Origin of the sequence: Massilia consociata, from assembly GCF_042432755.1 — a bacterium.
Lineage (GTDB): Bacteria > Pseudomonadota > Gammaproteobacteria > Burkholderiales > Burkholderiaceae_D > Telluria > Telluria consociata.
On sequence record NZ_JBHLWP010000001.1, the window covers coordinates 80438 to 94102 of the forward strand.

14 protein-coding genes are annotated in these 13665 nt (G+C 64.1%); 8 read left to right on the forward strand and 6 right to left on the reverse strand.

Going from position 1 to position 13665, the window contains the following annotated elements; genetic code table 11:
* Positions 1-58 precede the first annotated feature (58 nt).
* The 7 genes from ACFFJK_RS00335 (at position 59) to ACFFJK_RS00365 (ending at position 5684) form a co-directional block, all read left to right on the forward strand.
* Positions 59-559 carry a chemotaxis protein CheW gene (locus tag ACFFJK_RS00335; RefSeq protein WP_379677089.1) on the forward strand — a complete coding sequence of 167 codons (501 nt, stop codon included), beginning with the start codon at positions 59-61 and terminating at the stop codon, positions 557-559.
* Positions 560-644: 85 nt separating this feature from the next.
* Positions 645-1508: a CheR family methyltransferase gene (locus ACFFJK_RS00340; protein WP_379677090.1), complete on the forward strand. Its 864-nt coding sequence runs from the start codon at positions 645-647 to the stop codon at positions 1506-1508.
* 10 nt (positions 1509-1518) lie between these two features.
* Positions 1519-2109, forward strand: a complete 591-nt coding sequence (gene cheD, locus ACFFJK_RS00345) for a chemoreceptor glutamine deamidase CheD (RefSeq protein WP_379677091.1) — start codon at positions 1519-1521, stop codon at positions 2107-2109.
* A gap of 17 nt (positions 2110-2126) precedes the next feature.
* A complete protein-coding gene (locus ACFFJK_RS00350) occupies positions 2127-3188 on the forward strand; it encodes a protein-glutamate methylesterase/protein-glutamine glutaminase (protein ID WP_379677092.1) in 1062 nt (353 codons plus the stop codon).
* Between the two features lie 144 nt (positions 3189-3332).
* On the forward strand, positions 3333-3731 hold the full coding sequence (gene cheY / locus ACFFJK_RS00355; protein WP_183558083.1) for a chemotaxis response regulator CheY: 399 nt from the start codon (positions 3333-3335) through the stop codon (positions 3729-3731).
* 1 nt (position 3732) lies between these two features.
* Positions 3733-4377, forward strand: coding sequence for a protein phosphatase CheZ (cheZ, locus tag ACFFJK_RS00360; RefSeq protein ID WP_379677093.1), 645 nt, complete (start codon positions 3733-3735; stop codon positions 4375-4377).
* A gap of 101 nt (positions 4378-4478) precedes the next feature.
* The gene (locus tag ACFFJK_RS00365) at positions 4479-5684 is read left to right on the forward strand and encodes an EAL and HDOD domain-containing protein (RefSeq protein ID WP_379677094.1); all 1206 of its coding nucleotides are present in this window, start codon (positions 4479-4481) and stop codon (positions 5682-5684) included.
* A 9-nt stretch (positions 5685-5693) separates the two neighbouring features.
* Here the strand turns inward: ACFFJK_RS00365 and ACFFJK_RS00370 are convergent, their stop codons facing one another.
* The 6 genes from ACFFJK_RS00370 to metG form a co-directional block, all read right to left on the reverse strand.
* On the reverse strand, positions 5694-6458 hold the full coding sequence (locus ACFFJK_RS00370) for a flagellar brake protein (RefSeq protein ID WP_379677095.1): 765 nt from the start codon (positions 6456-6458) through the stop codon (positions 5694-5696).
* Between the two features lie 121 nt (positions 6459-6579).
* Positions 6580-7419, reverse strand: a complete 840-nt coding sequence (gene panC, locus ACFFJK_RS00375; protein ID WP_379677096.1) for a pantoate--beta-alanine ligase — start codon at positions 7417-7419, stop codon at positions 6580-6582.
* 31 nt (positions 7420-7450) lie between these two features.
* Positions 7451-8305 (reverse strand): segregation and condensation protein A, encoded by an 855-nt coding sequence (locus ACFFJK_RS00380; RefSeq protein WP_379677317.1) that lies wholly within the window; start codon positions 8303-8305, stop codon positions 7451-7453.
* 67 nt (positions 8306-8372) lie between these two features.
* Positions 8373-8582 (reverse strand): DUF3460 family protein, encoded by a 210-nt coding sequence (locus ACFFJK_RS00385; RefSeq protein WP_379677097.1) that lies wholly within the window; start codon positions 8580-8582, stop codon positions 8373-8375.
* Positions 8583-8640: 58 nt separating this feature from the next.
* On the reverse strand, positions 8641-9963 hold the full coding sequence (locus ACFFJK_RS00390) for an enoyl ACP reductase FabMG family protein (protein ID WP_379677098.1): 1323 nt from the start codon (positions 9961-9963) through the stop codon (positions 8641-8643).
* A 290-nt stretch (positions 9964-10253) separates the two neighbouring features.
* Positions 10254-12395, reverse strand: a complete 2142-nt coding sequence (gene metG, locus ACFFJK_RS00395) for a methionine--tRNA ligase (protein WP_379677099.1) — start codon at positions 12393-12395, stop codon at positions 10254-10256.
* A gap of 171 nt (positions 12396-12566) precedes the next feature.
* On the opposite strand from metG, the gene apbC reads away from it, so the two are divergent.
* On the forward strand, positions 12567-13655 hold the full coding sequence (gene apbC / locus ACFFJK_RS00400) for an iron-sulfur cluster carrier protein ApbC (protein ID WP_379677100.1): 1089 nt from the start codon (positions 12567-12569) through the stop codon (positions 13653-13655).
* Positions 13656-13665 lie beyond the last annotated feature (10 nt).

Sequence of the window (13665 nt, forward strand, 5' to 3'; positions counted from 1 at the left end):
GTCGTCCTCCGTACGACGCTGTCGATTAATCATCTTTAAAACGCAATAGGACGCGAACATGTCTACTGTACAGAACAACAAGCCGATCGATGGCGCCATCGAAGGCGCCGGCAACGAATTCCTGGCCTTCACGCTGGGCTCCGAAGAATATGGCATCGACATCCTCAAGGTGCAGGAGATCCGCGGCTACGAAGCGGTGACCCGCATCGCCAACGCACCGGAATTCATCAAGGGCGTGATCAACCTGCGTGGCATCATCATCCCGGTGGTGGACATGCGCATCAAGTTCAACCTGGGCACCCCGGTGTACGACCAGTTCACCGTCGTGATCATCCTGAACATCGGCGGGCGCATCATGGGCATGGTGGTCGACAGCGTCTCGGACGTGACCACGCTCACCCCGGACCAGATCAAGCCGGCCCCGGAGATGGGCACCGCGTTCAACTCGGACTACATGATCGGCCTGGGCACCGTGGACGAGCGCATGCTGATCCTGGTCGACATCGACAAGCTCATGTCGTCCAGCGAGATGGGCCTGATGGACAAGCTGGCAGCATGATTCGGCAGGGTGGTCGCTTCGCCGGCCACCCTACGAAAGGCCGGCACGAGCAACACAGAAAGCAACAGCAACGAAGAGGCAACACGTGCCGCAGCAGAAAACCGACACGGTCAAGGAATTCGATTTCACGCGCAGTGATTTCGAAAGGGTGCGCGCGCTGATCTACGAGCGTGCCGGCATCTCGCTGGCTGACAGCAAGCAGGAAATGGTCTACAGCCGCCTGGCACGGCGCCTGCGCGCCACCGGCATCCAGTCCTTCGCCCGCTACCTCGACGAGCTGGAAAGCGGCCGCATGGCCGCGGAATGGGAAGCCTTCACCAATGCGCTGACCACCAACCTGACCTCGTTCTTCCGCGAGGCGCACCACTTTCCGCTGCTGGCCGAGCATCTGCTGGCCCTCAGGCGCAGGCAGGGCGGCGGGCAGCCGCTCACCATCTGGTGTTCGGCCAGTTCCACCGGGGAGGAGCCGTACTCGATCGCGATGACGGCCTGCGAGGCCTTCGACACATTGACGCCGCCGGTGAAGGTGGTGGCGACCGACATCGACACCAACGTGCTGGCCACGGCGGCCAACGGGGTGTACCCGATGGAGCGCGTCGACAAGCTCGGTCACGAGCGCCTGAAGCGCTTCTTCCAGAAGGGGAAGGGCGGCAACGAAGGCATGGCGCGGGTGCGGCCGGAGCTGCGCCAGCTGGTGAGCTTCCGGCAGCTGAACCTGCTGGCCGAGGCCTGGGAGCTGGAAGGGCAGTTCGACGTCATCTTCTGCCGCAACGTGATGATCTACTTCGACAAGCAGACGCAGCGCAGGATCCTGGCGCGCTTCGTGCCCTTGATGAAGCCGCATGCCCTGCTGTTCGCGGGGCATTCCGAAAACTTCCTGTACGTGTCGGACTCGCTGCGCCTGCGCGGCAAGACCGTGTACGAGCTCGACAAGGTGGGCCGCGGATAGCGGCGAGACCATGAACAACCAGTTTGCCACCAACGTCTATTACGACCGCACCTTCGACTGCGACGCGGCCAAGATCCTGCCGGGCGAGTACTACTACACCGGCAAGAACATGCTGATCGTGACCGTGCTCGGCTCGTGCGTGTCGGCCTGCATCCGCGACCGCATCTCGGGCCTGGGCGGCATGAACCACTTCATGCTGCCCGACGGCGCCGACGGCGGCCCGGTGTCGGCCTCGATGCGCTACGGGAGCTTCGCGATGGAGATCCTGATCAACGACCTGCTCAAGGCGGGCGCGCGGCGCGAGAACCTGGAAGCCAAGGTGTTCGGCGGCGGCGCGGTGCTGCGCGGATTCACGGCGATGAACGTGGGCGAGCGCAATGCGGCCTTCGTCACGAACTTCCTGAAGACCGAGCGCATCCCGGTGCTGGCCTCGGACCTGAACGATGTCTATCCGCGCAAGGTGTACTTCTTCCCGAAGACCGGCAAGGTGCTGGTGAAGAAGCTGATGCAGACCCAAAACGATACGCTGGCAAAACGCGAGCTCGATTACGCCAAACGACTCAAGGTCGAACCGGTCGGCGGCGACATCGACTTGTTCTGAACTGAAAGGGACGACTCATGACAATCAAGGTACTGATCGTCGACGACTCCGCGCTGATCCGCAGCGTGATGAGCGAAATCGTCAACTCCCAGCCCGACATGGAAGTGGTGGCGACGGCGCCGGACCCGCTGGTCGCGCGCGAACTGATCAAGCGGCACAACCCGGACGTGCTGACCCTCGACGTCGAGATGCCGAAGATGGACGGACTGGATTTCCTGGAAAGGCTGATGCGCCTGCGCCCGATGCCGGTGCTGATGGTGTCGTCGCTGACCGAGCGCGGCTCGGAAATCACGATGCGCGCGCTGGAACTGGGCGCCGTGGACTTCGTGACCAAGCCGAAGCTCTCGATCCAGACCGGCATGCGCGAGTACACCGAACTCATCGCAGACAAGATCCGGGCCGCGAGCCGTGCCCGCGTCAAGCGCGCCGTGCCGGGCGCGGCGCCGGCGCCGCAGCTGTCGGCCCTGCGCAGTCCCCTGATCTCGTCGGAGAAGCTGATCATCATCGGCGCCTCGACCGGCGGCACCGAGGCCATCCGCGAGTTCCTGATGCAGATGCCGTCGGACTGCCCGGGCATCCTGATCGCCCAGCACATGCCCGAAGGCTTCACCTCCTCGTTCGCCAAGCGCCTCGATTCGCTGTGCAGGATCAGCGTGGTCGAGTCGCAGGGCAACGAGCGCGTGCTGCCGGGCCACGCCTATATCGCGCCGGGGCATTCGCACCTGCTGCTGGCGCGATCGGGCGCGAACTACATGACGAAAATCGAACAGAGCGCGCCGGTCAACCGGCACCGGCCGTCGGTGGATGTCCTGTTTCGCAGCGCGGCGGCAGCGGCCGGCAAGAATGCCGTCGGGGTGATCCTGACCGGCATGGGCAAGGACGGCGCCGCCGGCATGCTGGACATGCGCAATGCCGGAGCGCACAATTTCGCCCAGGACGAGGCGAGCTGCGTCGTGTTCGGCATGCCGCGCGAGGCGATCGCGCTCGGAGCGGCGCACGAAATCGGTGCATTGCAGGCGCTGCCGCGCATGGTGCTCGAACATCTGGCAACGCAAGGCAACCGGGCGTTGCGTGTTTGATCCGGATGCACCCGTATTGCTGCCATTTTATCGCCGTACGGCAACAAAAATGCTATTCTTGAGGCTGATTGCGAGCTTGCTCGGGAAGGTAAGCGTTCAGCGCTCATCCACTAACCAAAGTACAAGATTCAAACGGAGTAATTCATGGCTGATCCAAAGATGCGTTTTCTGGTGGTTGACGATTTCTCGACGATGCGCCGCATCGTCCGGAATCTGTTGAAGGAACTGGGTTATGCCAACGTTGACGAAGCCGAAGACGGCGTGATGGCACTGGCCAAGTTGCGCAGCGAGTCCTTCGATTTCGTGGTGTCGGACTGGAACATGCCGAACATGGACGGCCTGACCATGCTGCAGCACATTCGTGCCGATCCGGCGCTGGCCAAGCTGCCGGTGCTGATGGTGACCGCCGAAGCCAAGAAGGAAAACATCATCGCGGCTGCGCAGGCAGGCGCCAGCGGCTACGTGGTCAAGCCGTTCACGGCCGCCACCCTGGACGAGAAACTGAACAAGATCTTCGAAAAACTCGACAAGGCCGGAGCCTGAGATGCTTGAGCAGACTGCCGACCAGGCGCAGTTGCAGGCACCCCACGAGGAGGTCCTGAGCCGGATCGGGCACATGACGCGTGCGCTGCACGAAAGCCTGCGCGGCCTCGGCCTCGACAAGCTGATCGAGAAGGCGGCGAGCGACATCCCGGATGCCCGGGACCGTCTCGACTACGTGGCGCGCCTGTCGGAACAGGCCGCCAAGCGCGTGCTGGATGCGACCGACGCCGCCGGCCCGGTGCAGGATGCCATCGAAACCCGCTCGGCCGAGCTCGCCAAGGCCTGGCAAGTGCTGCTCGACAATGGCGCTACGGATGCCGACTGGCGTGCGCTGGCCCAGCGCACCGTTGCCGGCCTGGACGAGTCGCGCACCGGCGCCGTCGCGACCCGCGCCCAGCTGATGGACATCATGATGGCGCAGGACTTCCAGGACCTGACCGGCCAGGTGATCGGCCGCATCACCGGCATCGCCCAGAACCTCGAACAGCAACTGGTGCAGGTGCTGATCGACTTCGCGCCGAGCGAGATCAAGCGCGAGCTCGACAACGGCCTGCTCAACGGGCCCCAGATCAACCCGGAAGGCAAGAGCGAAGTCGTGGCCGACCAGGGCCAGGTGGACGACCTGCTCGACAGCCTCGGCTTTTAAGGCGCACCGGTCCGGCCCCGCCTGCCCGCAGGGCACGATGCCGGCCCAGCGCTTCGCGCCTTGCGTCGTGCGCTTCGCTTCACGTTTCACACCGCGCCTACATGCACCAAACAAATTTCATCGTCCGTGAACCCCTGCTCGATCCGAAGCAACGGGTCATCGGCTACGAGCTGTCGTGGCAGCAGAACGACGGCAAGCTTCCCACCGACCAGGAGCTGGAAGACCTGGTCGGCTTCGTCGCCGAACACGTCAACCATGCCGAGCACGGCTGGCTGCTGCGCGAGAAAATCCTGTTCCTCGACGCCGTCCCGGCCATGCTCTCGCTCGATGCCTTGCATGCGCTGCCGCCGGAGCGTACCGTCCTCACCCTCCACATCCGCAAGCTGACCGACCCGGCCGTGCGTTCGGCGGTGCAGGCCGTGCGCGTGGGTGGGGTGGGCGTGTCGATCCGCGGGGCCGACCTGAACTTGCTGGGCCGCAACCTTTCGCCCTACGCTTCCTACGTCGAGGTCCAGTTCACCGGCATCGACGTGGCCGCCCAGGCGCGTACCTATGCCGCCGCCAAGCATGCGGCGATGCGCATGGTGGGCCGCCCGGTGGCGACCTGGGCCGATTTCGACGCCTGTGCGGCGCTGGGACTGGATGCGTTCGTCGGCAAGCTGCACCTGACGCCGCGCCCCGGCAATCCGGTCAAGGGCATGAACCCGACCCAGAGCATCATCCTGCAACTGATGCAGATGGTGCAGAACAACGAGGACGTGCCGAAGATCGAGAATGTGCTCAAACGCGATCCGGCGCTGACCTACAAGCTCCTGCGGTACATCAATTCCGCCGGCTTCGGCGCCGCGCGCGAAGTGCAGTCGCTGCGCCAGGCGATCGGCCTGATGGGCTACGCGCCGCTGTACCGCTGGCTGGTGCTGCTGCTGGCCACGGCCAGTACGAGCGGCTACTCGCCGGTGCTGATGGAGACGGCGGTGGTGCGCGGGCGCCTGGCCGAGCTGCTGGGGCAGCAGGCCTTGCGCGGGGAAGGGGAGCAGCTGTTCGTGGCGGGCATGTTCTCGCTGCTCGACCGCCTGCTGGGCCTGCCGATGCAGGAAGTGCTGGAGACCATTCCGCTGCCGGAAGAGGTCGTGAGGGCGCTGATTGGCCGCGAAGGCCGGTACGGTCCCTACCTGGCGCTGGCCGAGGCCTGCGAACTCAATTCGAACCTGGTGGCGTCGCTGGCCGCCTCGCTCGGCATCAGCCCGCTCGAGGTGAACAAGGCGCACCTGTCGGCGCTGGCGTGGGCGCAGAGCGTGGCGGCTTGAGCTAAAAGGTCAGCGTGCCGCGCCGCGCGGCGCACTGGTCACGAAACGCTCCAGCGTCTCCTGCATCTGCATGGAAATACTGGCGAAGCTGCACCCCACCTGTACCTGGTCGCCGAGCAGGAAGGTGCGGAACGGTCGCAGCAGCCTGATTTCGAGGTCCGCCGTGAGAACCAGGTTCGGCCCGAGTTCCAGCCGCACAGCTTCCAGTTTCTTGCCCACGCGCAGCCCGAACACTTCCTCGGGCGTGGCGCGCATGCCGACGCCGCCTTGCGAAAAATCGTACAGCGGGAGCTCGTACTGCTTGCCCTGCACGCGGAAGCTGGCCATGTAATTGACGCCGACCGGTGTCTCGACGCGCCGCGCGGCGCGGCGGTTCAGCACCAGGCAGGACGGCGGAAACTCGGCCGCCACGTGCAGGGGGTGGCCAGGCAGCGCGTCCCATTCCTGGTCGAGCTCGAACTGCAGCTTGGCGTTGCCGCCGAGGGAGGCCACCAGGACGGCCTTGCCCGGGGCGGGCCGATCGCTGCCGCTGAAGTCGATCACGAAATGTGGCAGTTCCGGATCCACCGACTCGATGCGCGCCAGCCGGGGCTCGAGGCTGCCTGCCTGATAAACCGTGACGGGTTCGCCCGACAGCGACAGCGCCGTGAGCGCTTCGCCGATGTCGAACGGGTCCCGCATTTCGTGCGGTTGGGCCTTGTCGCCGATACGGCTGAGGACGTCTGCCGCCTTGGGCGGGCCTTTGCGGATGAGGGGAGCGGCGGGTGCGTTCACGACGACGGTTCCTAAGTGGTGGCCTAGTCGCCTGGATGAGCGACTACTGCACGGTCAAGTATAACATCCGGGCATCCCAAAGTTGCAATTTCGCAAGCAGACGTGTTGTTTTGCTATCGCCTCAGATCTCGAGGTTGTCGATCAGGCGGGTGTTGCCGAGCTTGGCGGCCGCGAGCACGACCAGGGGCGTGCCCGCTTCCAGGTCGGCGCTGCCCGGGGCCTGCAGGTCGGCACGCTTGCGGATCGACACGTAATCCGGCTGCCAGCCGCGCGCGGCCAGCGCTTCCACGGCTTGGCGCTCGAGCCCGGCGACGTCGCGCTTGCCGGCGCGCATGTCGCTGGCTACGCGGTTCAATTGCTGGAACAGGGCCGGGGCCTCCAGGCGCTCCTCGCTCGACAGGTAGCCGTTGCGCGACGACAGCGCCAGGCCATCGTCGGCGCGGAAGGTCTCGGCGCCGATGATCTCGGTCGGCAGCGCGAACTGGCGCGCCATGTTCCGGATGATCATCAGCTGCTGGTAATCCTTCTTGCCGAACACTGCCACGCGTGGCTGCACGCAGGAGAACAGCTTGGTCACGACCGTGCACACGCCATCGAAGAAGCCGGGACGGAACTCGCCTTCCAGTGTGTTGCCGAGGCCGTCCGGCGGGCGCACACGGTATTCCTGCGGCTCCGGGTACATGTCCTTCTCGGTCGGCGCGAACAGCACGTAGACGCCTTCCTTCTCCAGCTTCTCGACGTCGGCCTGGAAGGTGCGCGGGTACTTGTCGAAATCCTCGTTCGGGCCGAACTGCAGGCGGTTGACGAAGATCGAGGCGACCACCGGGTCGCCGTGCCTGCGCGCCAGGCGCATCAGCGAGAGATGCCCCTCGTGCAGGTTACCCATCGTCGGCACGAAGGCGGTGCGCAGTTGTCCGCGCAGCTGGTCGCGCAGTTCGTCGATGGAGGAGATGATTTTCATGTGTATGTGGTGCTAGTAAATTAGCCGGCTTTCAAGCCGGGGAATAGGCCAGTCGCACGTAGATCGGCGCGAACGGTTCGGCCTGCGTGATCTCGATCAAGGTTTCCTTTGCCAATTCGAGCATGGCGACAAAGTGTACAACCACTATCGGGACCGTGTGCTGGCCCGCAAAAAGTTCGGAGAATTCGACGAAGCGTTGCGACTGCAGGGTGCGCAGGATGGCGGACATGTGCTCGCGCACCGACAGTTCCTGGCGGCTGATGCGGTGGTGCTGGGTCAGTTTCGCGCGCCGCATCACGTCGAGCCAGGCGCGCTGCAGGTCCCATGGGTCGACCTCGGGCAATACGGGCGCCAGGCCCTGTTCGACGAACAGCTGGGGCCGCGTGAAGTCGCGTCCTTCCTGCGGCATGGCGCCCAGGGCGACGGCCGCCACCTTGATCTGCTCGTATTCCAGCAGGCGGCGCACCAGCTCGGCGCGCGGGTCGCCGACGTCTTCGATCAGGTCGTCCTGCCTCTTGGGAAGCAGCATTCTCGACTTGATTTCGATCAGCATCGCCGCCATGAGCAGGTACTCGGCGGCCAGCTCCAGGTTGCGCTGGCGGATCTGCTCGACGTATTCCAGGTATTGCAGGGTCACCTGCGCCATCGGGATGTCGAGGATGTTGAAGTTCTGCCTGCGGATCAGGTACAGCAGCAGGTCGAGCGGACCTTCGAAGGCGTCGAGGAACACCTCGAGCGCATCCGGCGGGATGTACAGGTCGTTCGGCAGGCGTGTCAGCGGCTCGCCGTACAGGCGTGCGATGGCCGCTTCGGCGGCATCGGCGGCCGCGTTCAGCTGCGCATCATCGGGGGGTGGTTTCCGGACTGGAGGCGTCCCGTCCTGCATGGGATCGGCCGATGTATCCGCCAGATGCGGCTCGGCCTGCTCGGGCAGCATGGGGACGCGTCCTGGCTCAGACCTTGGTCTGGTACGGGTAGGCGTTCTGGCGCAGGCGCGACTGCTTGAGGCGCTCCTGCTCGTCCAGCGACAGCGGGGCCTTGTCCCACAGCAGGGCGCGGCCTTCCACCTGGCGCTCTTCCATGCCGGGCGTCTTTGCCTTCAGTTCCTTGATGAACTTGGTGTGATCGGATTCGTACAGCGAGTGTTTTTTCGAAAAAATCATGATGCTCAGAAAGAGTTAGTGAACGCCGGGCAGATTCTTCCGTCCCGGCGCGTCCGCGTCAAGTCTGCTTGTGCAGTTCGTTCAGCTGGCGGGCGATGATGTCGTGGCTGAGCCACAGCACCGGGGCGATCTTCTCCGACGCGCCGTGGAACATCAGCGGGCCGGCGCCTTCCAGCACCAGCGAGGACAGGTGGTCGGTGATCAGTGCCTTCTTGTCCTTGTGCAGGGCAGTCATGGCTTCCGAGGTGCCGATCATTACGTCGGCCAGCTCGGGGGTGTTGTCCATCGGCCAGGCTTCGAAGTTGCGGAAGTGGGCGCTGGTGGCGTCGTTGTTATAGCGCTCGATGGTGTCGAGCAGCGACTGCAGCGAGGTGCCTTCGCCCAGCAGGTCCTGGCAGATTGCCCATTGCTTCTCCGCCCATTCTCCGCCGCCTTCCTTCTTCAGCGCATTCAGGAGCGGGAACAGCGACAGCTCGACGCCGACGAAAATGTCCGACGAATTGGTGCGGATTTCCGGGCAATTGAACACGGTCGCGTAGATGCCCTGGTTCCAGGCCGCCTGCGCGATCGACTCCAGGCGCATCTTGGCGTAGCCCTGGGTGTAGTTGGTGTAGGTCTGCCACTGGTACGCGCCGTTGATCAGGATCTCGGTGCCGTGGTAGCCGTAGGCGGTGTAGCGCACTTCGCCGCCCGCCGCGGTGACGCGCTCGCGGATCGTGCTCGATGCATCGATCAGGTACTTGAGCGTGTTGGCGGTGACTTCGTCGAAGTTCATCAGGATCAGCTTGCCCAGGTCGCTGTCGAGCAGGGCGCGCGAGGACATGAAGCGCTCGCCGCGGCCCTTGTAGATGCGGTTGGCAATGGCCAGGAAGGCCTTGATCTTCGGGATGCCGCCGGCCATGGTGTGGGCGAAGAAGACGTTGGCGCCTTGCGGGACCAGCTTGTCGACTTCAAGCATCGCCTGGGCGGCGCTGGTGGTGAAGCGGCGCACGCCGGCCTCGCGGCAGCGCTCGATCTTTTCCCAGTCGAGCTTGTCTTCCTGCCAGCCCTTCAGGGTGATCCCGGACAGCATCTCGGTCGGGTTCTGTTCGCCTTCCGGCGCGTCCATGTCGAAACCGGCCATCAGCGGCACGTTGATGATGCGGCCGCCGAGCTTCTCTTCCGCCTCGGCGTGTTCTTCCGCGGTCAGGGCGCGCAGCGCGCCGGTGTCGTCGCGGCGGCCGACGGTGATGCCGACAATGGTCATGCCGGCCTTGCGTGCCTCATCGATCAGGCCGTTCACATAGCCGCGGCCGAACAGTTCGCCGAACAGGACGAACACGTCGCCTTTGCGAAACACGTTGGCTTGGGGGATGTGGCGGAGCGGGGTCAGTTCAGTCATCTTGTTATCTACCTGTCTTGTATGGTCTGAAGAAGGCCTGCCGGCGAGGACCGTAGGGGCACGAGTTTCAGAAAAAACACGCCATTATAACGCTGCGGATGGGCGTGGGCGTTGATTTTGGCGGTTGGGAAGGGAGGTGCAAGCGGGCGATGGGAGTGCGCCATGAAATTGGGTTCCCGCCTTCGCGGGAACGACGGTTTTAAGCCGGCGGTAACAGTCAACGACCGTAGTCCGCTCCTTCAGCACGTCGTTCCCGCGCAGGCGGGAACCCAATGTATGCGTGAAACCAGTTAGCGAATGCGCATCCCCGGAGTCGCCCCCGGCATCGGATCGAGCAGGTACAGCCCCGGATTCGCCTTCTCGTCCGCAGCCGATGCGCACAGCACCATGCCTTCCGACACGCCGAACTTCATCTTGCGCGGCGCCAGGTTGGCGACCATCACGGTCAGCTTGCCGACCAGGTCTTCCGGCTTGTAGGCCGACTTGATGCCCGAGAACACGTTGCGGTAGCGGCCTTCGCCGACGTCCAGGGTCAGGCGCAGCAGCTTGCCGGCGCCTTCGACGTGCTCGCAGTTGACGATCTTCGCCACGCGCAGGTCCACCTTCAGGAAGTCGTCGATCGAGATTTCCGGCGCCAGTTCTTCGACATCCCCGGCGGCCGGGGCATCCGCCGCCTGAGTGGCTTGTTCGGCAACCGGCGCAGCAGCGGCCGGGGCAGCCGGGACTGCCGGCTTGTCGAACAGGTTCTCGACCATCTTCGCATCCACGCGCTGCATCAGGTGGCTGTAGGCGCCGATGGTGCGGCCCAGCATGGTCTCGTACACGGCCGCGCCGTGGGTATCAAGCCAGCTCAGTTCGCTTTCGCCGAGGAATTCGCCGACGCGGGCCGCCACGTGCGGCAGCACCGGCGACAGCATGATGGTCAGTTGGCGGAACAGGATCAGGGCCGTGGTGCAGACGTCGTGCAGTTCGGCGAGTTTCGACTCGTCCTTGGCCAGCAGCCACGGCTTGTGCTCGTCGACGTACTGGTTGACGACGTCGGCGATCTCCATGATCTCGCGCAGCGCGCGGCCGTACTCGCGCGCTTCGAAGGCGCCAGCGATTGCGGCCTGGCGCTCGGCGCCGTCAAGCATCAGGGCCTTGCAGATCCATTCCTTGGCGGTGCCGGACAGGGTGTCGGCCAGCTTGCCGTCGAATTTCTTGGCGACGAAGCCGGCGCAGCGGCTGGCGATGTTGACGTACTTGCCGATCAGGTCGCTATTGACGCGGGCGACGAAGTCGTCGCCGTTGAAGTCCAGGTCTTCGACTTTCGCATTCAGCTTGAACGCCAGGTAGTAGCGCAGCCATTCCGGGTTCATGCCCAGTTCCAGGTAGCGCAGCGGCGAGATGCCGGTGCCGCGCGACTTCGACATCTTCTCGTTGTTGACGGTCAGGTGGCCGTGCACCGCCACTTTCAGCTTGTCGATGATCGGGTGGCCCGAGAAGTTCAGCATGGCCGGCCAGAACAGCAGGTGGAAGGACACGATGTCCTTGCCGATGAAGTGGAGCTGCTCGGCGTCCGGGTCGTTCAGGAAGGCCTCGTAGTCGAGGCCCTGCTTGTCGAAATAATTCTTCAGCGAGGCCAGGTAGCCGACCGGCGCGTCCAGCCATACATAGAAGAACTTGCCGGGCGCGTCAGGGATCGGGATGCCGAAGTAGGGCGCATCACGCGAAATGTCCCAGTCGGCCAGCTTCTCGCCGGATTCGCCCAGCCATTCCGACACCTTGTTCACCATCTCCGGCTGCAGGCGGCCCGGGGTGTTCAGCCATTCCTTCAGGAATGCGAAGCAGCGCGGGTCGGACAGCTTGAAGAAGTACTGTTCCGACGGTTTCAGGACCGGGGTCGAGCCGGTGAAGACCGAGAACGGGTTGATCAGCTCGGTCGGCTGGTAGGCGGCGCCGCACACTTCGCAGTTGTCGCCGTACTGGTCCTTGGCGTGGCAGGTCGGGCACTCGCCCTTGATGTTGCGATCGGCCAGGAACATGCCCTTGACCGGATCATAGAAACGGTCGACGGTCTTGGTGACGATCAGGCCGGCGTCGCGCAGCTTGCGGTAGATGCCCTGCGACAGCTCGACGTTCTCCGGCGAATCGGTGGAGTACCAGTTGTCGAAGGCGATGTGGAAACCGTCCAGGTATTGCGGGCGGCCGGCGGCGATCTTGGCGACGAATTCCTGCGGCGTGATGCCTTCCTTTTCGGCGGCGATCATGATCGGCGTGCCGTGGGTGTCGTCGGCGCAGACGAAGTGCACCTGGCGCTGCACACCATTGTCGCGCTGCATTCGCTGGAACCGGACCCAGATGTCGGCCTGGATGTATTCCATCATGTGGCCGATATGGAAGGCAGCGTTGGCGTAGGGCAGGGCGGTAGTGACGAACAGCTTGCGGGTCATGGTCGAAGCGCTTTAGGTTTTAGGAAAGGAGCATTTTACCAGCGGATGGCCCTGCATGCGCAGGGGGAACTTCGCGGTTTTGCCGTTCCAATAATGGCGGGGAGCGCGCTGGAGGCAGAAGCGGTCGTGCATTTTGCGCTACACTTCGCCCCAATCACACTGGAGAAACACATGAGCATCACAGACAACGACGTCAAGGCAATATTGTCGGCGGTTATCGATCCTAACACCGGGAAGGATTTTGTCTCTTCCAAGTCGATCAAGAATATCAAGGTCGAAGGCAGCAATGTCGCCCTCGACGTCGAGCTGGGCTACCCGGCCGCCAGCCAGCTGGCAGGCATCCGCGACAGCGTCAGCGCTGCCCTGAAGTCGCTGCCGGGCATCGGTAACGTGACGGTCAAGGTATACAGCAAGATCCTGTCGCACGCGGTGCAGCGCGGCCTGAAGGTGATGCCGAACGTGAAGAACATCATTGCCGTCGCCTCGGGCAAGGGCGGCGTCGGCAAGTCGACTACCGCCGTCAACCTGGCGCTGGCCCTGGCAGCCGAAGGCGCCAGTGTCGGCGTGCTCGACGCTGACATCTACGGCCCCTCGCAGCCGATGATGCTGGGGATTAACGGGCGCCCCGAGAGCCGCGACGGCAAGACCATGGAGCCGCTGGAGAACCACGGCGTGCAGGTGTCGTCGATCGGCTTCATGATCGACCCGGACGAGCCGATGGTCTGGCGCGGCCCGATGGTCACCGGCGCGCTGCAGCAGCTGCTCGAGCAGACCAACTGGCGCGACCTCGATTACCTGATCGTCGACATGCCGCCGGGGACCGGCGACATCCAGCTGACCCTGTCGCAGAAGGTGCCGGTCACCGGCGCCGTGATCGTCACCACGCCGCAGGACATCGCGCTGCTGGACGCGCGCAAGGGCCTCAAGATGTTCGAGAAGGTCGGCATCCCGATCATCGGCGTGGTCGAGAACATGAGCACCCACATCTGCTCGAACTGCGGCCATACCGAGGCGATCTTCGGCCACGGCGGCGGCGAGAAGATGTGCCGCGACTTCGGCGTCGACTTCCTTGGTGCACTGCCGCTCACGATGTCGATCCGCGAACAGACCGATTCCGGACGCCCGACCGTGGTGGCCGATCCGGAAGGCCCGGTTGCCACCGTCTATAAAGAGATCGCGCGCAAGGTTGCCGTCAAGGTGGCCGAGAAGGCGAAGGACATGACCAGCAAGTTCCCGAGCATCGTCGTCAAGAACGACTGATTTTTACCGA

Coding starts and splice junctions, on each gene's coding strand:
- ACFFJK_RS00335 (WP_379677089.1), top strand. CDS start 59: ATGTCTACTGTACAGAACAACAAGCCGATCGATGGCGCCATCGAAGGC.
- cheD (WP_379677091.1), top strand. CDS start 1,519: ATGAACAACCAGTTTGCCACCAACGTCTATTACGACCGCACCTTCGAC.
- ACFFJK_RS00350 (WP_379677092.1), top strand. CDS start 2,127: ATGACAATCAAGGTACTGATCGTCGACGACTCCGCGCTGATCCGCAGC.
- cheY (WP_183558083.1), top strand. CDS start 3,333: ATGGCTGATCCAAAGATGCGTTTTCTGGTGGTTGACGATTTCTCGACG.
- cheZ (WP_379677093.1), top strand. CDS start 3,733: ATGCTTGAGCAGACTGCCGACCAGGCGCAGTTGCAGGCACCCCACGAG.
- ACFFJK_RS00365 (WP_379677094.1), top strand. CDS start 4,479: ATGCACCAAACAAATTTCATCGTCCGTGAACCCCTGCTCGATCCGAAG.
- panC (WP_379677096.1), bottom strand. CDS start 7,419: ATGAAAATCATCTCCTCCATCGACGAACTGCGCGACCAGCTGCGCGGA.
- ACFFJK_RS00380 (WP_379677317.1), bottom strand. CDS start 8,305: ATGCAGGACGGGACGCCTCCAGTCCGGAAACCACCCCCCGATGATGCG.
- ACFFJK_RS00385 (WP_379677097.1), bottom strand. CDS start 8,582: ATGATTTTTTCGAAAAAACACTCGCTGTACGAATCCGATCACACCAAG.
- ACFFJK_RS00390 (WP_379677098.1), bottom strand. CDS start 9,963: ATGACTGAACTGACCCCGCTCCGCCACATCCCCCAAGCCAACGTGTTT.
- metG (WP_379677099.1), bottom strand. CDS start 12,395: ATGACCCGCAAGCTGTTCGTCACTACCGCCCTGCCCTACGCCAACGCT.
- apbC (WP_379677100.1), top strand. CDS start 12,567: ATGAGCATCACAGACAACGACGTCAAGGCAATATTGTCGGCGGTTATC.